The following is a 21,429-nucleotide window of genomic DNA, read 5'->3' on the forward strand; positions in this document are numbered from 1 at the left end:
AAGAACATATTGAGGGTGAAAGAATTCTTGAAAAATTAAAACTTCCAAACAATTATACAGAAGAACAAAAACAAGAGCTTCTAAGAATAGCAAATGAGAGATGCAAGCTCTCAATGATAGGTTTGTTTGTAAATAACTTAAATATAATTATGCCATTTGTAAGACTATTCGACGATAGCAATCCACTTATGAAAACAACAAAATCCATTTTATATGAAATATCAAATGGATTAAGCTTATATTTTTTCCCAAGAAGAAGACAACTTAAAGGTAAACAATTTCTTGCTGAACAGGAAAAAGAATGTCTTAAAAAAATTAAAGATCAAAAAGATACGAAAGATCAATAGTCACGAGTTCGAGCTTTTAATCTTAGTTCCATCCATTCGCAAGTTGCACGGCTTTGTTGTTCTGTATATTCCACATCAGGAAGCAAACCTGCTTCACGACGGGCTAACCATTCGGCATCTTCTTTTTCTACTTCCGGACTAATGCATAAATTAACTGGTGGTATATCTTTCCTGCTTCTTATCTCAGCAAGTGAAAGTGTTTGATCATCTATTCTAAGTCCCATACCAAAGCATTTAATCTCACTTCTTAACTGATATACAGTAAATGTATTAGTTTCTTAACCAAAATTTATGTAAAAATTAGTTAAATTGAAGTTTTTATGACTTTTTTAATCAAAAGAGATACTAAAAATAATTGTGAGGCTTTAGTAAAGAAGGAAAGTTAGCCGGGAATTTAACGTTTAAAACGGAATTTCTTCAGCAGTAGTAATTACTTCAACATCACTAGTTTCTTTTGTAGATGGTAATTTTACTGTAAGTATATCTTCAATTGAGATTATTGAATTAGCATCAATTTCAATTTCTCTTTTTCTTTTTCCATCGTTTGTTGTATATGAATTAATCTGAACTCTGCCTATTACAAGAACTTTATCTCCAGCTTTTAATTCTTGTTCACATTTTTCTGCTAAATCTCTCCATGCATTTACCCGTACAACTTGACTTGAATATCCTTTTCCAGTTTGAGAACTTCGAGGCACATAAGTAACTTCAATCATTAAATTCGTAACTGGAATACTTGTTGGAGTATATCTTTTTTCAGGATCTTTCTTAAGGGTACCAGATATAGTTACACTGCTTAAGCTCATTTTGTATTCTCTCCTAGTTCTCCTCGTACAATCATATAACGTAAAACATCATCTGAAATAGACAAAGTCCTTTTTAAAATGTTAGGAGCATCAGGTGTTGAGCTGAAAAGAATAGGAACATAAAAACCATCTTTAAAACTTTTTATTTTGTGTGTAAAACGATTTCTATATGGCTTATCAACTCTTAAAATATTTCCACCATAGTTTTTTATTGCTGATTCTACTTTTGATATGTTATTTTCTAACTCTTCTTCTCTCAAATTTGGTTTTAAGATGAGAAGTAATTCATATGTATTTTTTACTGGAGCCTTAATCATATTTTCTTTAATTTTATAGGTTACTTAGTATAACACAAGCTATTTGTCTTTCATTATCATTCACATATTGAATATACACAAAAATATCAAGAGGTAATTTTTTATTAAAAACTAAATCATAGTTATCTACCCACTCAATTAATACAACTGAATTCTTTTTTAAATATCCTTCAACAATTTCTTTATTTACAACTTTCTTGTAAAAGTCCATATGAATAAAAGGCAATCTTCCAGAAAAGTTTTCACTTATACCTAAAAAAGTAGGACTAGTAATTAATTCTTTTACACCTAACCCATAAGCAAAACCTTTTGCAAAAATGGTTTTGCCACTACCTAGTTCTCCTTTAATTCCAATCAAGAGTGGTTTAGTTATTTTAAATGCTAGCTCTTTTGCTATGTTAAATGTTTCTTCTGGACTTTTTGAAAGTTTTATATTACGGTTGCAAATCTTCAATTTTTTCATATTTTTCAGTGTAATCAGTAACCTTAGTTAGCGGTTGTGAAACCTCTAAACCTTCACCACCAATGGCTTTTAAAGTTTTACCTTCAACAAGCATGTAAATTTTCTTTTGAGGAGCTAATTTTTTTAATGTTTTATAAACTTGTAAGTATCTAAGCTGCATTGTTGCTGCCCCACCACCTGTTGTGTACTGGTTAGAGACATCAATAACAATTTCATCCTCACTTTCTTCTATCTTGATTAGCCTTGTACCAGTTGGGATCTCTGTCATAATTCCTTTTAACTCTTCACTTTTTGTGGGTCCTAAAAAAAGTTCTCTTAAAGTAGCTTCTATTATATTGTCATCCTTTGGAATCTTTCTGGAAACAGAAACCCAATAAAGCTCTTTAGCACTTTTTGATTTAGTAAAACATACTTTTGTATCCTTCAAGCCAACATTAAAAAGTAAGTTATTGCTAATTCCATAATTATTAGATTCCTGTACAAGAGAACATGATGTAAAACTAAAAAGAAAGCATATAGAAACAAAAAGGAATATAAAATAATTTTTCATTTTATTCACTTACCTCATACCTCGGGTAACATTTTAATATCAAACCTTAAGACCAATACATTATTTTCAAATATTGTATCTATATTGCTTATTGTAAGGCCATTTTTTTCATATTTACTAAAATTAAAAACAGGATTTATTAAATCTCCTAGGAACCTACTAAATGATTTAGCAGATTCTGAATCTATTGTAAATATATCTTCAATTTCACTTTTTAGATTAACTATAATCATTTTTTTATCTTTTACAACTAAGTTGCCTGTAAACTTCATCACTAAAGGGTCTGAATCAGGGCTTACTAAACTTAATACTTTTGAACTAGCTTGAACAAATCCTTTATTATTAATCTTCACCTCTAAATCTCTTAGAGCAATTTCAGTTTTTCCAAAAGGTGGTATTGGTAATTCAATCTTATTTAAACCACCCTCCTTTCTAGGTAAGCTATTTAAAATATTGATTACATTTTCTAAATCTATCTTTATGCTTACAAAAGCACTTATAGGAATTGCTGTTTGATTTTGTTTGTTATTATTTTTTTTTAAGTAAATGGGTCCATTAGTATTAAACTCAAAATATTCTATTGGAATATATTTAATATAAAGATCTTTAACTTTAATATTTAAGGATTTTGCTTTTTTTTTAATTAAATCCCAGCCGTCATAAATTTCTAAATCAACATAAACTTTTTTAGTTTTTGTTTTAATTTTAATTAATATTTTAATTACAGACTCAGCTATAAAATCTGCCAAGAAGTTAAATCCAGTATATTTTTGCAAGTTATATGGAAACCCTGTAATGGTGGGTACTTCAGTAACTACTTCTTGAGCTTTTAAAGGAAGAATGCAAAGAGATAAGGAAGCAAGGATGCAAGGAAAAAATTTAATATATTTTATTTTCATCACTTCCCTTGATAAAACACCTTACCAGCAAATCCTCTAAATGCAACTAAGGTTAAAACTGCAACAATAATAAACAAAATCCATGCCATGCTAGATGCATAACCAAGTTTAAAATCTTCAAATGCATTTTGATATGCATATAAAGAATAAAAAGTTGTTGCATGCTGTGGACCTCCTGAAGTCATCACATATGCAGGAATAAAGTATTGAAATACTGAAATAATTCCAATAACTAAATTAAAAAATATAGTAGGAGTTAACATTGGTATTGTAATTAAAAAAAGTTTATGTAAAAAACTAGCACCATCAATATCTGCTGCTTCATAAACAGCTTGTGGAATATCTTGAAGACCCGCTAAATAAATAAGCACAGAATTTCCTATAGACCACAAACTCATAATAATAAGAGGTATTAATGCCCACCTAGAATCACTAAACCATAAAGGACCACTTATATTAAGTTTGCTTAAAAAATGGTTTACTAAGCCACCTTCATCTCCTCGAAAAATCCATAGCCATATAATAGAACTAGCAATTAAGGGAATAATACTAGGTAAATATAAGCAGGTTCTATATATAGAAATCCCTGTTATTTTTTGATTTAAAAGTATAGCAAATGTAATTCCAAGAACAACAGATAAAGGAAGGGTGATAAATGCATAAATAAAAGTTACACGTAAAGATTTCCAGAAAACTATATCAGAAAAAAGAAGCATATAATTATCAAAACCAATAAAAAGAGGTTTTCTAAGAATGTCATATTCAGTGAAACTTAAGTAAAATGATGCAAATATTGGAACAAATAAAAATACAAAAAAACCAATTAACCATGGAAATAAAAATACAAGAAGCAAGAACAATTTTGAGATTTTAGTCATGATGGAACATAAAAAACAAAAAAAATTATTTCTCAGATCATCTGTTTATTCCTTATCAATTATATTAATTTCACTTGTTTGGTACTTTGGAAATATGCCTCTCATAAGTAATTATTTACATGATACTGAAAATAAAACTTATGATTTACTTTTCATAACAAGGCATAATCTTAAATTAAATCCAAATCCACCAAAAGATATTTTAATTGTTGGTATTGATGCAACTTCTATAAATAAAGTAGGAGTTCCATGGCCATGGCCTAGACAATTTCATGCAGCAATTGTTGATGCCTTAACTAAAGCTAAAACAAAGTTAATTATCTTCGACATAATTTTTGACACAATTTCACCTTTAAGTCTACAAACCCAGGACATTCTTGGAGAACAAACAATTGCAAAAACTTCTTTTGATGCTGGAAAGGAAGATGATCAAATCTTTGCAAAATCAATAACAAAAGCAATGAATGTAATACTTGCATGTGAAGGAGAACCATTATCTAAATTAAAATACCAAGTCGTTGTTCCAATCCCACCATTTTTAAAAGCATTAAACAACGATACCAGTTATCTTGGAAATAGTTCAGTTACTTATGATCCTGATAATTTTGTAAGAAGAGCAAAAATAATATTTCCAGAGTTTTATAGTGATCCTCCAATATCAAGTGCTATTGCATTTCGTACAATTCAAAAATACCTTAATAAACGAGGAGAAATTTCATCTAAAGAAGAGATTTACCTTGGCAAAACAAAAATCCCAAAAGAATTTCTAATTAACTTTTATGGTCCTGCTGAAACAATAAACACTATTCCTTACTGGAAAACTCTTGAACTAACTTCAGGTGAAAATAGTGAAAATAATATTTTTAAAAATAAAATTGTACTAATTGGCAGAACCAAACTTAAAGCATCAATTGATCCATTTAAGAGTATAAGATCACCTGATTCATTTCCAACACCATTTAGTGCCTTAACACCAAACTTTTCTGGTGTAGAAATACAAGCAACTATTTTAGGAAATTTATTAGATAAAACATTCTTAGTTAAAATACATCCTTTTTTATTTGGACTAGTAATATTTACATCAGGATTAATTGCAAATTTTATTATTGCTGCTTTTAGACAAAGGCTTGTACTATGTTTTTCATTATGTTTATTACTTTCTATTTTTTATATGTCAGTTTGTTTTATTTTATTTGTTTTTTACAATTTTGTCATCCCACCAACATTTCCTGCATATGGAGCCATCTTACCAATTTATTTTGTAAACTTCCTTGATCAGTACTTCATAGTAGATCATGAAAGAAGAAAACAAGCAAAGATTTTTAGGCAATTAGTCCCAATTCAAATTGCAGATGAAATTGAAAAAATGGATCAAGAACAACTTGCCCTGGGAGGAACAAAAAGAATAATAACAGTTCTTTTTACAGACATTCAAAACTTTACTGGATTTTGTGAAAGGATTGCTCCTGAAATTGTTGTAAATATTTTAAATCAGTTTTTTACAGAAATGGTAAAAATTATTCATAAACATAATGGGCTTGTAGACAAGTTTATAGGAGACGCAATTATGGCTTTATGGGGTTCACCAAAAGTTATTGATAGTAAAACCCAAGCTACACTAGCAGCTCAATGTGGTTTGGAAATGAAAGAAGAATTAAACAAATTAAACACTCTATGGAAAAGATCAGGTCTTGATGAAAGTTTATCTATTAGAGTTGGTATAAATACAGACGAAGCAATAACAGGAAATGTAGGCTCTCCTCAAAGAATCCAATTTAGTGCAATTGGTGATGGTGTCAACGTAGCCAGCAGATTAGAAGCTATTAATAAAGTTTATGGAACTACAATTATTGTTTCAGAAAATACTGCAAAACTTTTAACAGCAGAATTCCACCTAAGAGAAATAGACTCAGTGACTGTCCCAGGAAAAGATATTCCAATAAATATATTTGAATTAATTCAAGAAGAAGAATATATCTCAGAACTACTCAATAAATATAATGAGGCTCTAAAAAACTACAGAAGCAAAGATTTAAATAGAGCAATTATACTTTGGGAAGAATGTTTAAAAATAAAACCAAGTGATAAACCTTCATTAATAATGTTAAACAGATCTAGAAAATTAAACCAAATTCAATTACCGGAAGGCTGGAAGCCAATTTGGAATATTGAAAATAAATAATTATAAGGTATTATAGAATTTGTAATAAATTTATGAAAGCAGAAATCATATCTGTTGGAACTGAACTTTTACTTGGACAAATAACCAACACAAATGCATCTTATTTAGCACAAGAACTAAAGTCACTTGGTATTGAATCACATTTTCAATCTACAGTTGGAGATAATGTAGAACGTATACATGAAGTTTTAAATCAAGCTCTTAATAGAGCAGATTTAATAATTACAACTGGCGGCTTAGGACCAACACCTGATGACTTAACACACGAAGCAATTAGTAGTTTTTTTAAGACAAAATTATTTTTAGACAAGAAAGTTCTTAAAAATATCAAAGAAAAATTTTATTTAAAAGGCTATAAAAAAATGCCTACAATGAATATTAAACAAGCCTACAAACCAAAAGATGCAAAGTGGATACCAAATAAATTAGGTACTGCAAATGGTATCAAATGGAGAATTCGAGATGGAAATGTTCTCATAATGACCTTCCCTGGTGTTCCAAGAGAGCTTTATCACATGTGGGAAGATACTGCTAAGCCTTATTTAAAAAAGCTAACAGGAAAAAATGTAATTTATTCAAGAACATTAAAGTTTACAGGTATTGGAGAATCAGCTCTTGCAGATAAAATTAAATCTTATTTTAATTTACAAAATCCAACTGTTGCACCGTATGCAAGTATTGGTGAAGTAAAAATAAGAATTACATCAAAGGAAAAATCTCTTAAAAAAGCAAAAAAATTAGTTCAAAAAGTAACAAACAAGATCTTAAAAAAAACAAAAAAATATTTCTTTGGCAAAGATAATGATACTTTAGAAAGTTTAGTAGCAAAAAAACTTACCACCCAAAATAAAACAATTGCAATAGCTGAATCATGTACTGGTGGACTACTCTCTAAAAGATTAACTGATATTCCAGGCAGTTCAAAATATATAAAATTAAATGTTGTTACTTACTCAAATGAGGCAAAGAACAAAATACTAAATGTGCCTCAAAAATTATTAACTAAGTACGGAGCAGTTAGTTTTCAAGTAGCTAAGGCAATGGCAATTGGAGTTAAAAAACTAGCAAAAACTAATTTAGGATTATCTATTACTGGAATTGCAGGGCCTAGTGGCAGTACAAAAACTAAACCTGTTGGTCTAGTATATTTTGGATTAGCAAAAGAAAATAAAATCAAAACAATAAAAATGTTATTTGGGAAAAATTCCATAAGGGAAGAAATAAGGTGGCTAGCAACACAATTTGCTTTGAATTGGATAGGTAGAGAGCTGTAGGGGCAGGTCTTGCACTTGCCCTTTCTATTGGGCAACCGCAAGAGTTGCCCTTACATGTTTAGCCATTTCTACATTTAACTCATGTCCACTTTTAAATCCAATCACATGCATATTTATTTCCAGCGGATTAATCCCACATAATCTTAAATCACCAATCATATCTAAGATTTTATGATAAAGAGGTTCTAAAGGATGATTTAATTTTTTATTAAAGCCTTCTTCTGTAAGAGTTAACAAACTTTCACTCATTCCAAAATAATCATTTTCTTCTTTTGTTGCAAAAGTTCTTGCTTTTAGAAGTATTTCAACTCCATCACATGGAACCCAGCTAACAAATTTTTTTCCAAGGAGAGGATGTTGCCAATCCATAAAATAACTAACTTTAAAGCCACTATGTGGAATAGCTACAATTTCTTTGTCTTGGCTTTTTAAAAAAATCGAATTTTTTAATTCATACTTTTCTATAACTTTATTACAAAAATCTAATTTTAAAAAAGCTTTTTGCCAATGCTCTGCACTACCATCATTAAAAATAAGTTCATTTTTGTTTGTAGTTACTTTAATATCATTTATTCCAAGCAAAGAACAAGTAGCTAAAAAGTGTTCAACTAAACAAATTGATTCTTCTTCTTTTGTTAAAACAATATTTCTGTTTGAGTTAGTAACATTATCAACTAAAGCTGGAATTTCTTTGCCATTTAAAATAAAAACAATTCCTGTATTTGCAGGAGCCTTATTTATTGAAACAGTTACTTCATCTTTTGAGAACAATCCATTACCATGTATTTGTAGTCTTTGTGTAGTTTGATGTGTAATTTTATTCATGAACATCTTACCTCCAAATATCCCTTACTTAAAATACCAGTTCCAGGTTGTAGGTTTAAGTTTTATATTGTTAATTAAAAGCTACCTTGAAATTTTATTACTTAAAGTACCTCTTAGACAAATTATTGAACAAATTGTATCTATTGGTTTTAACACACTTCCAATGGTAATTTTAACTACTGCTTTTTCTGGAATGGTAATCTCACTTGAAACATCAGACTTCTTAGCAAGATACGGTGCAAGAGATTCTATTGGTGCTTTAATTTGTCTGTCTTCAGTTATAGAAATTGCTCCTGTATTTGTAACTTTTGCAATTGGTGCACAAGCAGGAACTGCAATTACTGCTGAACTTGCTTGTATGCAAGTTACAGAGCAAGTCTCTGCAATAAGGCTTTCAAAAGTAAATCCTATAAATTATTTAGTAGCAACAAGACTTTGTGCAATGATTTATTCACTGCCAATTGCAATTTTAATTGGAGCTTTTTTTTCAATGGTTGGAGGATTATTTATAACAAACACATTAGCTCATATTGAGTATGTAGTTCTCATTGACTCAGTTTGGAGAGCATTAAAACTAAAAGATATTTGGTATTCAATAATAAAAGGTTTTGTTTTTGCAAACTATTTAATTGCAATTCATACAGCATTTGGTTTAGGTACAAGGGGCGGTGCAAAAGAAGTAGGAACTATGACTTCATATAGTACCGTTTATGTAGCAGTTGGAGTTATTTGCCTGGATGCGATTTTAGATTATTTAATGTATTTAGACTAGGAACCTTTAAAAAAAAGACTCTTTAAATGATTTAAGAGGTTTTATATTTCTCCAAGCATTTACAACAACTTGTTGAGCAGTATTGGTAACAATATTAGTTGTTGGATTTTCAATTCCTGTATAAAGAGTTCTTGGAACTGAACCAGAGGAAATATAATCAGTTATTGAATCAATTGTATCCAGACCTTCAAAGAAAACTTGAACGACTAATCTAATCAACATATTTGCAGCACCAGCCAAAATCCTTGCTATTGGACTTTCATATCTATAGGGTTCAAAAAATGTTGATGCTAGTGAATTTGTAACTGCTAGCTTTGCACTATTAATCCAATTAAGTTTTGATACTTTTTTATTTTCAAGAACATCTGTTAAAGAATTACTTATACCATTTCTTACAAGCTCAACTGGGAAACGAACAAGTCCTCTAATTAAAGGATTAGTTACTAACGAAGCTTCTAAAAATCTAGAACCTGCTCGGTAAAACGCTTCAAAAACACCAGGTACAGTTACTACACCAGCTGTTGCATGAAAAAGTTTTAGCTCTTGTCTATCATCTGTGTGTAAGTTGTCCTCTCCAACAAAGCTACTTGCAGTGTGTTGATTCGATTTAATTGGACTTACTGGCTCTGCTCTCACTACTTCTCACCTGACACAATTATCAACTTTTAATTTGTACATTTAGTGTTCCTTGAAATTAAACACACTATTTGTAGTGCAACAACAAGAGAGAATTTATCAAAATCCTTTTTAAAAATTGTCAAACATAAACACCAGGATTAAAAATTTTAATAGTTAAGTTAATTTATTAAATTTATCTTATATTCACACTGATAAATACCTAATAGATGAGCAATATTTGCACGAAGCTTAAATATATTTAATTTATCCGACTTTTCTTAGCCTAATACCTTCTTCAACAACACTAGGAGGACTAAGTGATACTGCTTCTACTATTGGTTCTACATAACTAGTAACTCTTCCTGCTACTTTTGCTCCAAAAGACAATATTGGATTTTCATCTTCTTCATTCATTGGTTTTCTAGCATGAGCTAATTTAGTTTGCACTTGTTCTTTTGTATATTTAGATTTTTGGATTTGATTTGAAATTTCTCCTCCTTCCAATAATCCCTCTTCTTTTAACAGCTCTTTTACTAATTCCATTCTTGCCCAGTTTTTTCTTCTTGAGTTAAAAAACATTAAAAAGAAAACATTGTGAAACATTGTATAAGTATCTGTAAAGAAATTAAAAAATTTACTGTCAAGATTCTTTGACCTCATCCATTGAAAAACAGGTTCAAGAAAACTACCAAGTACAACTAACTTACCAAGTTGTGCGTTTTGGTATCTTGCTTTTGTTGCATAGTAATACTCCTTTGTTAAATCATTTGCTTTTGACTCTTCATCAGGGTTTTGTGGCTTTACTAAATTCTCAAGTTCTTTATATACTGAACCTTCTTCTTTCTCAACTTGTATAAATCTCCCTTGATAATTTACCAGTGATAAAGTCTTTCTTAAGGAATATATGGAATCCATAAAACCAGATTGAATCCCAAATATTCCAGTGATTGCTTTAATAGGACCTAAAAAGATTACAAGTGGTAATCCAACTAATGCAGTTATTGGTGCTGTAAGTTCAACAAATGATGTCCTTTTTTGTTCAGCTATTTCTTCTTTCTCATCTTCAGCAATTATCCCTTTCTCCCTTTTTTCTCTCAATACTTCTTCTGGTTTCCAGCAACCTCTTAAGTGTTGGTAAACCCTGTCTTTTAGCATCTTAAAATACAATCCAAGCCCTGAGTGGCTGTCATCATTTGGGTTTTGTTTCTCAAAATATTCTTTAGACAGTTCCCCCAGTTCTTTTTTCTTAGCTTCCCATTTCTTTACACCTTCTTCACCACTAAAAAACGAACCAATAAATAATTTTGGAATATCATAAAACATTGTTGTTGCAAAATTAGCATGGAAAGCACCTCCAAGCATTCTTATACGCCACCAAGCTGCTGCAAACATATCACCAAATATTTGAGTTGCTTGACCAAAACCAGCTCCAAAAAGTTCACCAACACTATAAAGGAGTGTTTTTACTTTTGCTGTCTTAGTTGCCCACTTTCCAAACCATGAGGTTAGCCACTCACCATACTGTATTCTTTGAGTTTCATTTTCTAAGTAATCATCATAATAAGCAACTCCTTGATGTGCAATAGCTTGCTTGGGATCTGCAATTTCTTTATCTGTTAATTTTTCTACACCATGACCATAAAAGTTATATGCTCCATCATCTCTAAAGCCAAGTAATCCGGATCCCAAAGCTTTAGATGCTCTTCCAAGAATTTTTCCAGCTAAACTTTCACTATGATATGCATTAAACCAAAATCCAACAAGTGCAGGTAAAAGAGCACCACATAAGGCATGAATACCTTGATTACCATATTGAAGATTATCTGCTATCCATGCTAGTTTGCTTTGTGATCCTAAAGCAGAACTATTATGAGCAACGCTATGCTGCACATCACCATCAATAGGATTTCCAGAAAACCGTATTTTGTGTGCTCCAGCTGGGAACTTAACTTTTAGTTTGGGCCCTTTAACTTCCATTTTTTAATTTATATATTTTTTGACTTGTAACTATTCTGAAATATAGATGCAAAACTATCTAGCTATCTCTAACCAAATTAGCTATACATCTAATTCGATTATTAATTATTTATTAATTACAAGTCAATCTTTTTTTAATAATTTAATTAGATTTTATTTTGTTATTTCCCCTTTTTTAACCTACAAAGTTAATCAAGGAGTTGATACAACTGTCATCTATATCTTAATATTTTTTTTATAATTGTAAAAGTATGAGATTTATCTAATTTTTCGTAAAATTTACCACAAATTTAAATTTAACCAAGTTAAAATGGTAAAAACCTTAACCTTCTATGAAACTATTTGAATATGAAGCAAAAACAATAATGAGCTCTGTTGGTATCCCAGTACCAAAAGGTCAAGTTATAAAAATTGCAGAAGAAGTTTTTAACCTAAGACTTAATTATCCTATTGTAATTAAATGCCAAGTCCAAAGCGGCGGCCGTGGAAAAGCTGGAGGAGTTAAGTTTGCAAATAATCTTGACGAGGCCTATGAAATATGCAAAAAACTTTTAACACTTGAAATAAATGGGATTAAAACAAGTTCACTTTTAATTGAACCAAAAACAGAAATTGAAAAAGAATTATACATTGCAATTACTTTAGATCGTTCAAAAAAATACCATATACTTCTTGGCTCATCTAGTGGTGGAATTGAAATAGAATCTTCTCATTCTGTAAAAATAATTCCAATTGAAAACGAATACAAACCATATTTAGGAAGAAGACTTGCAAAAAGTATTGGGCTTTCACAAAATAAGCTGTCAATAGTTAGTGAAATTATAAACAAACTTTATTTTCTTTACGAAGCCCATGACTTAGATTTAGCAGAAATAAATCCTCTTGTTTTTACAAAAGATGGAAACATTCTTGCACTTGATGGGAAAATGACAGTAAATGACGATGCCTTAGACAGGCAGCCATTTTTCCAAGGCTGGGAAGTAAGCCACTTAACTGATTTAAGTGAGCGTGAACAAAAAGCAAAAATTGTAGGGTTAAATCTTGTTGAACTAAAAGGAAAAATTGGGATTATTTGTAATGGTGCTGGACTTACAATGGCAACAATGGATCTTGTAAAACAATCTGGTGGTGAACCTGCAAATTTTTTAGATGTGGGAGGCGGAGCAGATCAAAATCAAGTAATTAGAGCATTAAAACTTGTAGCTGATAATCCAAACGTTAAAGTTCTTCTTATAAATATTTTAGGTGGAATTACTGCTTGTGATGAAGTTGCAAAAGCACTTAAAGTTTTTAGCAAAGAAAATCTAGATAGAAAATTAATAGTCCGCCTTCTTGGAAACAATCAAGAAAAAGCAAGAGAAATTATGAAAGGGACTGGAATTCAATCAATTGACGATTTAGATTCAGCCGTGAAGGAATCTGTTATAAAACAATGAGTATACTAATTGACAAAGAAACAAAAGTCATAGTCCAGGGAATTACTGGCAACATGGGTAGAACTCACACAGCTCATATGTTAGAGTACGGAACTAAAATTGTTGCTGGTGTAACACCAGGAAAAGGTGGACAAGAAGTTTCTGGTGTTAAAGTCTTTGACACTGTTCAAGAAGCAAAAGAAAAAACAGGAGCTACTGTTAGTTGTATTTTTGTACCTGCATACTTTGTACTTGATGCTGCATATGAAGCACTTGATGCAGGCATGGATATTGTTGTAATTATTACAGAAGGCATTCCACTACATGATGAAGTAAAAATTATAAGACGTTCAAATGAATTAGGCATAAAAGTTATTGGACCAAATTGTCCAGGAATAATTACACCTGGTGAGTGTTTAATTGGTATTCATCCTGGAATAATGTATAAGCCAGGAAAAGTAGGGATGATAAGTAGAAGTGGAACATTAACATATGAAATTGCACTTGCACTAACAAACTCAAACGTTGGACAATCAACATGCATTGGAATTGGTGGAGATCCAGTAGTTGGTTTAAGTATCGTTGATTGTTTAAAACTTTTTAATTTTGACAAGGATACAGGAGTAATTGTTTTAATTGGAGAAATAGGTGGTACAGCTGAAGAAGAAGCAGCAGAGTTTATAAAAAAAGAAATTAAAAAACCAGTTGTAGCATATATAGCAGGACGTACTGCACCAGAAGGGAAAAGAATGGGCCATGCAGGTGCAATAATCACTGGTAATAAAGGAACAGCAGAAAGCAAAGTAAAAACTTTTAAAGATGCAAATGTTCAGGTAGCTTGTGTACCAAGTGAGGTAGCAGATTTAGTTAAAAAGGCAATGAAAGAGATAACTAATTAATACTAAATTAAACCTTGCTAATCCTATTACTTAAATAATGGGTATATTGCAATATGCTAATATCTTTATTTACTTTAAGCAATCATCAAATTATTAATCTACTTGTATACTAAAGCTAAAATCAGGATTTTAATTTTAAAACTCAAACAAAAAGAGCATTGGCAGTCTCTTAAAAGTAAGGCTTGAGGTTATGGAAACAGTAATTGGAATTTTAGTTGGTTTGTTCTTGGTGCTGTTAAATGGTTTATTTGTAGCAGTGGAATTTGCCTTAGCTAGAGTTAACCGTACAAGAATCGAACAAAAAGTTAGTGAAGGAAATAAGCCTGCTTCTTTAGTTTTAAAAGCACTAAATAAAATAGACAGCTATATATCTGCTGCACAAGTTGGAATTACAATTGCAAGCTTAGCTTTAGGTGCTATTGGTGAACTAACAATTGCAAAATTTTTAATTCCAATAGTTGAAAACTTTATAAATCCTGAAATGACAACATTTACTGCTCACTCAATTGCATTACCATTAGCACTACTACTTGTAACTTATTTTCATGTTGTTATTGGAGAAATAATACCAAAAACTTTAGCTTTTGTAAGTCCAGAAAAAACTGTTTTCTTACTTATATGGACACTTGAAGCGTTTAGATTAATTATTAGTCCGCTTGTATTGTTTTTAAATATTTCAGCATCAAGTATTTTAAGATTTTTTGGAATTACAGATTTGAGAACTACATTTGTTTACACTGAAGATGAATTAAAAATGCTTTTAAATGTTAGTCAAGAAAGTGGTGTGTTGGAAGAATCAGAGAAGGAAATGATTTCAAATATTTTTGATTTTCCAGATACAGTTGCAAGAGAAATAATGACTCCAAGAACAGATATAGTTTGCATTGAAGCAAATGAATTAATTGGAGAAGCAGTACAAGCTGTAATAGATTCTAAGCATTCAAGACTTCCAATTTATGAGGACTCAATAGACAATATTGCAGGTGTAATTACTACAAGAGATTTACTTGAGCAAATTCATTTAGGAAATAAACAAATACCTGTAAAAGAAATTGCAAAACCAGTAATTATAGTACCGGAAAGTAAACCAATTGATGATCTATTAACTGAATTAAAGAGAAAATCCTTACAGCTTGCTATTGTAATTGGTGAGTTTGGTGGTACTTCAGGGCTTGTAACAATTGAAGACATTGTAGAAGAAATTGTTGGAGAAATATCAGATGAATTTGATACTGCTCTTGAGCCCGTTCAAGTTTTACCAAACGGAGATATAATCATAACTGGGAATCTAAATATTGATGAAGTAAATGAAAAACTTGGTACAAACTTTTCTAATGAACATTACGACACAATAGGAGGGCTTACATTTGGGTTAATTGGGAAAGAACCAAACGTTGGAGATGAAGTTGAAAATAATGGATTCCTTCTTAAAGTAGAAACAAAAGATAAACAAAGAGTTAAACTAGTTAGACTAAAAAAGCTACAACAAAATACAGAGAATAAAGACAATAGCAAAAAACTTAAAAAAGAAAAACAAATAACATCAGTTCCAAGACAGTAAAGGAAAAAAATCATGTCACAAAATAAAAACACAATTCTAGCAATAGATGTAGGAAACACTTCTATACACTGGAGCTTTATTCAAGATGGTAAGCTCCAAGATTATAAAAGAAACCATCATACTGAACTTAGTTTACTGCCATGGAGTGAAGTTAAGAAAAATAATTATCCTGTAGTAATTGCTGGTGCATTAATACACATGAATGAAGCTGTTCAAACAATTACAGATGATTACCAAATAAAATTTGTAGAAATAAATATAAAAAATCAAAGTGTAATTAAAAATACTTACCCAACATTAGGAGTTGACAGAGTTTGTAATTTAACTGCAGCACTTAACACATTAGGAAATGTTAAATCTCCCATTGTTATTTTTGATTTTGGGACTGCAACTACTATTACTTCTTGTGATCAAAATGGCAACTTTCTTGGTGGAATTATTACAACAGGCTGTGAAATTGAACTAAAAGCTATTTCAAGTAAAACTTTGTCACTTCCACATGTTGAACTAGCAAAGGAACAAAAAATTACAAGACTAAACCCTCTTTCAAAAAACACTGAAGATGCAATTTTAAATGGAGTAATAATTGGCCAAATTGCACTTGTTGAGCATTACTTAAATTTATTTAAGAAAGAAGGACATCCTAATCCTAAAATAGCTTTTACTGGAGGAAATGCTTCAATAGTTACAAAGTTCTATAAAAATTATGATCTACATGATCCTCATTTAACTATTAAAGGGATTTATTACTGCTATGAGTCAAGCTTAGCTTATGTGTAATTTTATTTCCTCGCTAACTCATACTTCTTGTAAACATAATTACTGTATGCATTAGCTAAATCAAAACCTAATTTACCTTCAAGAAAACCTAATCTAACGATATATCTGAAAAAGAATGCCCATGATGCTCTTAAAGGAGGGAGATAAAACTTTTTATTTTTTACTTCTTTACTTGCTAGTTCTGCATACTTTTCTAATGTCTTTTTATAATCTTTTAAATCCTTATAAGCATAGTGCTCTAGTGGATTTTTCAAGTAACCAATTTCTCCTTCTAAGCTAATGCTTTCATGGATCTCTCTTTTTTTAAAATGTGCTCCAATATTATTTTTAAAAAATCTTAGCTGATAATCAGGATAGTAACCACCATATTTAATCCACCTTTTACCTACATAAAGTTTTCGTTTAATCTTAAAACCTATTTTATTACTATGCTCTCCCACAACATTAATTATTTCATTTTTAAGAGCATTACTTACTATTTCATCAGCATCTAGTACTAAGATCCAATCACTCTTACACTTTGACAATGCAAAATTTTTCTGTGCAGCATAACCTTTCCATTCTTCCGTATAAAGAGTTACATTAAACATCTCTAAAATATTTAATGTCTTATCAGTACTAAACGAATCTACTACTACAATTTCATCAACCCAATTATGAATTGCTGAAATAGTTTTTTCAATGATTCTTTCTTCATTAAAAGTGATTAGGGCTACTGATAGTTGAGGTTTGTACATCTGATTTTTGTCCAGGTTCCACTAGTTTTCTTTCTTGAGGCTTGCTAGGATTTACAGGCAAAGTTACATAAAATACTGTTCCTACATCAACGCCTGGTTCACACCAGATAGATCCATTGTATAATTCAACAACTTTTTTACAAGTGGCTAAGCCTAATCCAATTCCAGGAAACTCTCTTGTAAGGGAATTATCAGTTCTGTAAAAAGGTTCAAAAACACGACTAATTTGTTCTGTAGTCATGCCAACACCTTGGTCAGTAACTGAAACAGTTACATTTTCTCCATCGTTTAATATTTTTACTAATATCTTTCCTCCATTAGGACTGTATTTCAAAGAATTATTAATTAAGTTACTAAAAAGTTTTTGCATGTTTTGTGCTTCCGAAATAATAATTGGTTCATAACCTAAACAATTTATTTCAAAAGCAAGGTTTGAGTTATTGTATTCTGCTTTTTGTTCTTTATAGCAATGTCTTATTAAATCAACTAAATTTAAAGGCATAGTGTGTAATTTATTTACTGAAATACCAAACTGATTTGATGCTACATCCAAGTAGTCAGAAATAATTTTATCTAGTTTTTTCCCTGAATCATTGATTTGTTCAGCAAACTGCCTGACTGTTGTTTCATCATATTTTCTATTTGCAATAAGTTCACTAAAACCAATAATTGTAGAAACTGGTGTTTTTAATTCATGACTTACTACAGACAATAAATCACTTTTTATCCTGTCTGCCTCTATTAAACGTTTATTTACTTCGCTTAACTGAATATTTTGTTCTCGTAACTTTGTAATTAACTGTTTATTTAAATTATCTAGCTTTTTTAATTCTGTAATGTCCTTAAAAGTAAAAACAAAGCCAGTTGGTCTTTCAAGATCATCCTTAAACAAATAACAACTTATACATAATGTTTCTAATTTGCCTGATGCAATATTTAAGTTTATTTCTGCTTGCCATTTATTTTTTCTTGTTGTTTCACTTAAAGCAGAACTAAAAATACTTTCAGGCAAAAGATCTTTAATTGTTTTTTTCTTTGTTGCAGATTCAAATTGTTTTTCAAAATTCTTATTGGATTCTAGAACATTTCCTGCAAGATCAGTTATTGCAATAGATTCGTCAGTAAACGATAGTGCTTCTATAATTTTTGATTGTTTAAGTTTATTATTAACATTTAAAGCATTAATCAATAGTGCTTCCTGAAACTTGCTTATATAGGATGGATTTAACTGATTGTTTGTAGAATTTTTAAGTTTTATCAAGAGCTTCTTTTCTTTTAGCGATAAACCTTGACAATAATTTTCATAAAAGTAATCAAATATTACTTTTATTACTTTTGGATCAAATGTTAAAAAGAATCTGGATTTTTGCTCTTTAAAACTTCTCTCATCAAGATTTGGTTCATCAAATAAAACTAAAAACGACAATAAATCAGACAAACCAATATATAAGTGTTCATTACTTTGAACCTCAAGTGGAACTTTAAGAAGATATGATTTAGAAATTTTCTTTAGGACCAAATTGGGGAAATTTTTATTTGCTTGAACTAAAAACGCAGCTTGATCATATTCTTTATAAAATTTTTTTAAAAGAGTATCCAAAGTTTCAATTGGAAATCGGAAATTTAAAGTTTGAAATTTAAAATTAAATTTTTCTTCAAAATAATTTAATATTGATTTTTTTATGTGAACAGTCTTCATGTTTTTATTTTCATTTTAATAGTTCTTAAAAGTAGTCTCTGATTATCTTTTATGTACCTCAGAAGTATAGGATTACCTCAAGAACTAAGCTGTTTCTATATAAATATCAAGGTAATCATCCACTTAGTCTAATCTTGATAGCTGAGTTTAAAAATACTTTCACTAAGGCCTCATTAAGACGAGACCTCAAGTAACAAGGCAAGACGCGATAGCTTTTGTGCAGTTCCTGGTAAATGTTTTTCTGATAATATGTTTTCTAAGCCACGTTTTAATTCTACTAAAGATAAACCTCCTAAGGTTTCAAGTACACTTGGCAACCAAGTAGGATCATATTTACTTCCAATTTTACTAGCTTGTTCTAAAAGATCTTTAGTACAGATAATTAGTTTAGATCCACCTGAAATAAATGAACTAGTTTCTTCATAGTTTGAACTCATACTTATTCCAAGTGAATTTCCTTTTTCACCAGGATGAATAATTAAATTAGAAACTTGTTGTTCTGGGCCAATTAAAAAAGGATCAGGATGATTAGCATTAGAAAACCTAACGTTTCTAGCACCAACATTAAAAACCCCATACCAAGCATTTACAGAAATTCCTGTACTTTTAAATATATTGTTTAATTGTTTATTTAAATGACTTAAAACTTCTTTAGGTTTTAACGAGATTTCTGCTCTAGTTTTTAAACCATTCATTTCTCCTAAGACATATCCACTCACCATTGAAGAAGGGAGTCCACCAACAACTTGACCTATAAGCACTAAAGTTATATCAGGATTCAAATCACTTATCCACCAAAAGTTTCCATTAAAACAAGAAGATCCATCTTCTAAAACACTAAACAATATTTTTTCATTCGACTCAGAGCCTGAAATTGATTTTTGTAATTTTGCTGTAAGTTTTAATTCTGAACTAATATCTTCTTGAAGTCTTAAAAAACTAGCTTCATTGTCATTTCGAAAAAACCTTGTCATAAAGAGACTTGTTACCTTTGAAAGCAAATTTACTGCAACATTTAATTCTTTGTTAATCCCAATCAGATCATCAGCTATACAAAAAACCAGAAGGCCATGTTCAATAGACTGACTTGTACTTTGATCTATCAAAGGTACAAAAATAAAATTCTCTTTACCAGGAATCTTTAATGATGCTAGCTGTCTTTGACTCATGACCCAGTTGTAAATTTGTTCACACATTTCTTTATTAAAAACATTTTTCACAGAGTTGCTTTCACCAATTTGGCAAACAACACTTAAAGAATCTTCTTTTTTTTCTACATAAGATGAAAACTTTGCAGAAAACTTAGGAAGCAAAATATTAATTAATGCATAAGCAATTTCTTTTTTAGAAGAAAATTTGTCTAATTCATTTATAAAAGAAATAAACTCTATAGGTAAAACAATATTTTCATTTTTTAATTGAGTGATATCCATATCTACTTTTTACTTTTATTAGACTAACTTTAACAGTAAATGTTACCTCTATAGCTATAATTATTTTAATGTTTAAAGAAGAACTAATTAAAAACTACCCAGAAGCAATAAAGTTCTTAACTAATGCAATCTTAAAAAATAAATTGGCCAACTCATATGCATTTATTGGCAACAATATAGACGATATATTTTCAATTTCTAAAAATTTGGCAAAGATCTTAAACTGTGAAAAAAATAAAGAATTAAACAATATTCAAGAACCCTGCGAGACTTGCATTAACTGCAGGTGGTTAGAAAAAAATGAGCATCCACAAGCATTTATAACCATAAAGCCAGATGAAAAGAACAAGAAAGAACAAATTAAAATTGATGATATTAGAGAACTTTTAAATCAATTAGCTATAACATCAGGATTTTTTAGAATTATATTTTTTGAAAACTCAAGCACAACTACTCTAACTCCCGAATGTTGTAATCTTCTTTTAAAAACTATTGAGGAAGCTCAAGAAAAAACTGTTTTTATTTTTGCAAACAGTTCAAGAAACAGCATACTACCTACAATTTTAAGTAGATCTCAAACTATCTATTTAAGTAAAAAATATAGCTCAATATCTGAGCTTGGTAGATATAAAAACTTACAATTATCTGCTAACAACACAAAAGATATCTTGGATTATCTTGAAAAGAATGAAATGAATTTAAAAGATTATTTAAACTACATGGCTTATACAAATTATGAAAAAAACAAACACTTAGATCAAAAAAATTATTGTTCTTTTTATAAGAACTTAAACACAGCTTACTTAAAATTTAAGTCTTTTATGCAACCAAAAATAATAATTGAAGATTTATAATTGACGCAAGTTTAAAACTTAACAATTAATTTTTTTCGTAGAATGCAGAATTGGGATCAAATAAAGCATTTTAGGTCTGAAAAATAGATTTTTCTGTAGGCCATTTGAAATAACCATATTGAGGAATTACTGGAAAATAAAGA

General features: G+C 30.0%; 22 protein-coding genes. 9 read left to right on the forward strand and 13 right to left on the reverse strand.

Features of this window, described 5'->3' with window-relative positions:
* Positions 1-347, forward strand: a 347-nt coding sequence (locus HYY52_04735) for a hypothetical protein (GenBank protein MBI2995992.1), incomplete at its 5' end; no start/stop codon positions are given.
* Here HYY52_04735 and HYY52_04740 read toward each other — a convergent pair.
* From HYY52_04740 to HYY52_04770, 7 genes are all read right to left on the reverse strand, one after another.
* On the reverse strand, positions 341-571 hold the full coding sequence (locus HYY52_04740) for a hypothetical protein (GenBank protein MBI2995993.1): 231 nt from the start codon (positions 569-571) through the stop codon (positions 341-343). The two genes, HYY52_04735 and HYY52_04740, sit on opposite strands and share 7 nt — an antisense overlap.
* 177 nt (positions 572-748) lie before the next feature.
* On the reverse strand, positions 749-1,153 hold the full coding sequence (locus HYY52_04745) for a single-stranded DNA-binding protein (GenBank protein MBI2995994.1): 405 nt from the start codon (positions 1,151-1,153) through the stop codon (positions 749-751).
* Complete coding sequence (gene rpsF, locus HYY52_04750) at positions 1,150-1,470, reverse strand: 30S ribosomal protein S6 (GenBank protein MBI2995995.1); 321 nt, start codon at positions 1,468-1,470, stop codon at positions 1,150-1,152. The genes HYY52_04745 and rpsF overlap by 4 nt, the downstream gene beginning before the upstream one ends.
* 13 nt (positions 1,471-1,483) lie before the next feature.
* Complete coding sequence (gene tsaE / locus HYY52_04755) at positions 1,484-1,933, reverse strand: tRNA (adenosine(37)-N6)-threonylcarbamoyltransferase complex ATPase subunit type 1 TsaE (GenBank protein ID MBI2995996.1); 450 nt, start codon at positions 1,931-1,933, stop codon at positions 1,484-1,486.
* Positions 1,905-2,483: a GerMN domain-containing protein gene (locus tag HYY52_04760; protein MBI2995997.1), complete on the reverse strand. Its 579-nt coding sequence runs from the start codon at positions 2,481-2,483 to the stop codon at positions 1,905-1,907. The genes tsaE and HYY52_04760 overlap by 29 nt, the downstream gene beginning before the upstream one ends.
* Before the next feature lie 14 nt (positions 2,484-2,497).
* Positions 2,498-3,385 carry a hypothetical protein gene (locus HYY52_04765; GenBank protein MBI2995998.1) on the reverse strand — a complete coding sequence of 296 codons (888 nt, stop codon included), beginning with the start codon at positions 3,383-3,385 and terminating at the stop codon, positions 2,498-2,500.
* Positions 3,382-4,260 carry a sugar ABC transporter permease gene (locus HYY52_04770; protein MBI2995999.1) on the reverse strand — a complete coding sequence of 293 codons (879 nt, stop codon included), beginning with the start codon at positions 4,258-4,260 and terminating at the stop codon, positions 3,382-3,384. Before HYY52_04770 ends, HYY52_04765 begins: the two co-directional genes overlap by 4 nt.
* On the opposite strand from HYY52_04770, the gene HYY52_04775 reads away from it, so the two are divergent.
* Both HYY52_04775 and HYY52_04780 read left to right on the forward strand, forming a co-directional pair.
* Entirely contained in the window at positions 4,259-6,442 is a 2,184-nt protein-coding gene (locus HYY52_04775) for an adenylate/guanylate cyclase domain-containing protein (GenBank protein MBI2996000.1), read from the forward strand. The two genes, HYY52_04770 and HYY52_04775, sit on opposite strands and share 2 nt — an antisense overlap.
* A 32-nt stretch (positions 6,443-6,474) precedes the next feature.
* The gene (locus tag HYY52_04780) at positions 6,475-7,716 is read left to right on the forward strand and encodes a competence/damage-inducible protein A (GenBank protein MBI2996001.1); all 1,242 of its coding nucleotides are present in this window, start codon (positions 6,475-6,477) and stop codon (positions 7,714-7,716) included.
* A gap of 24 nt (positions 7,717-7,740) precedes the next feature.
* Here the strand turns inward: HYY52_04780 and HYY52_04785 are convergent, their stop codons facing one another.
* The gene (locus HYY52_04785; protein MBI2996002.1) at positions 7,741-8,541 is read right to left on the reverse strand and encodes a UDP-3-O-acyl-N-acetylglucosamine deacetylase; all 801 of its coding nucleotides are present in this window, start codon (positions 8,539-8,541) and stop codon (positions 7,741-7,743) included.
* Here HYY52_04785 and HYY52_04790 point away from each other — a divergent pair.
* Positions 8,540-9,313: an ABC transporter permease gene (locus tag HYY52_04790; GenBank protein MBI2996003.1), complete on the forward strand. Its 774-nt coding sequence runs from the start codon at positions 8,540-8,542 to the stop codon at positions 9,311-9,313. The two genes, HYY52_04785 and HYY52_04790, sit on opposite strands and share 2 nt — an antisense overlap.
* A 6-nt stretch (positions 9,314-9,319) precedes the next feature.
* Here HYY52_04790 and HYY52_04795 read toward each other — a convergent pair whose 3' ends face one another.
* Together HYY52_04795 and HYY52_04800 are read right to left on the reverse strand one after the other, a co-directional pair.
* On the reverse strand, positions 9,320-9,949 hold the full coding sequence (locus HYY52_04795) for a hypothetical protein (protein ID MBI2996004.1): 630 nt from the start codon (positions 9,947-9,949) through the stop codon (positions 9,320-9,322).
* Positions 9,950-10,195: 246 nt separating this feature from the next.
* Positions 10,196-11,908 (reverse strand): hypothetical protein, encoded by a 1,713-nt coding sequence (locus tag HYY52_04800; protein MBI2996005.1) that lies wholly within the window; start codon positions 11,906-11,908, stop codon positions 10,196-10,198.
* A 332-nt stretch (positions 11,909-12,240) separates the two neighbouring features.
* On the opposite strand from HYY52_04800, the gene HYY52_04805 reads away from it, so the two are divergent.
* The 4 genes from HYY52_04805 to HYY52_04820 all read left to right on the forward strand — a co-directional run bounded on the left by HYY52_04805 (position 12,241) and on the right by HYY52_04820 (position 16,563).
* On the forward strand, positions 12,241-13,344 hold the full coding sequence (locus HYY52_04805; protein ID MBI2996006.1) for an acetate--CoA ligase family protein: 1,104 nt from the start codon (positions 12,241-12,243) through the stop codon (positions 13,342-13,344).
* Entirely contained in the window at positions 13,341-14,222 is an 882-nt protein-coding gene (sucD, locus tag HYY52_04810) for a succinate--CoA ligase subunit alpha (GenBank protein MBI2996007.1), read from the forward strand. The genes HYY52_04805 and sucD overlap by 4 nt, the downstream gene beginning before the upstream one ends.
* 190 nt (positions 14,223-14,412) lie before the next feature.
* Positions 14,413-15,783: an HlyC/CorC family transporter gene (locus tag HYY52_04815; GenBank protein ID MBI2996008.1), complete on the forward strand. Its 1,371-nt coding sequence runs from the start codon at positions 14,413-14,415 to the stop codon at positions 15,781-15,783.
* 12 nt (positions 15,784-15,795) lie between these two features.
* Positions 15,796-16,563: a type III pantothenate kinase gene (locus HYY52_04820; protein ID MBI2996009.1), complete on the forward strand. Its 768-nt coding sequence runs from the start codon at positions 15,796-15,798 to the stop codon at positions 16,561-16,563.
* Between the two features lie 2 nt (positions 16,564-16,565).
* Here HYY52_04820 and HYY52_04825 read toward each other — a convergent pair whose 3' ends face one another.
* The 3 genes from HYY52_04825 to HYY52_04835 form a co-directional block, all read right to left on the reverse strand.
* Entirely contained in the window at positions 16,566-17,300 is a 735-nt protein-coding gene (locus HYY52_04825; GenBank protein MBI2996010.1) for a glycosyltransferase family 2 protein, read from the reverse strand.
* Complete coding sequence (locus HYY52_04830; protein ID MBI2996011.1) at positions 17,260-18,999, reverse strand: PAS domain-containing sensor histidine kinase; 1,740 nt, start codon at positions 18,997-18,999, stop codon at positions 17,260-17,262. The genes HYY52_04825 and HYY52_04830 overlap by 41 nt, the downstream gene beginning before the upstream one ends.
* Positions 19,000-19,172: 173 nt before the next feature.
* On the reverse strand, positions 19,173-20,432 hold the full coding sequence (locus HYY52_04835) for a SpoIIE family protein phosphatase (protein ID MBI2996012.1): 1,260 nt from the start codon (positions 20,430-20,432) through the stop codon (positions 19,173-19,175).
* Positions 20,433-20,500: 68 nt separating this feature from the next.
* Here HYY52_04835 and HYY52_04840 point away from each other — a divergent pair, with 68 nt between their 5' ends.
* A complete protein-coding gene (locus HYY52_04840) occupies positions 20,501-21,286 on the forward strand; it encodes a hypothetical protein (GenBank protein ID MBI2996013.1) in 786 nt (261 codons plus the stop codon).
* Positions 21,287-21,429 lie beyond the last annotated feature (143 nt).

The organism is Candidatus Melainabacteria bacterium, assembly GCA_016193285.1.
In the GTDB taxonomy this organism is placed as follows: domain Bacteria; phylum Cyanobacteriota; class Vampirovibrionia; order 2-02-FULL-35-15; family 2-02-FULL-35-15; genus JACPSL01.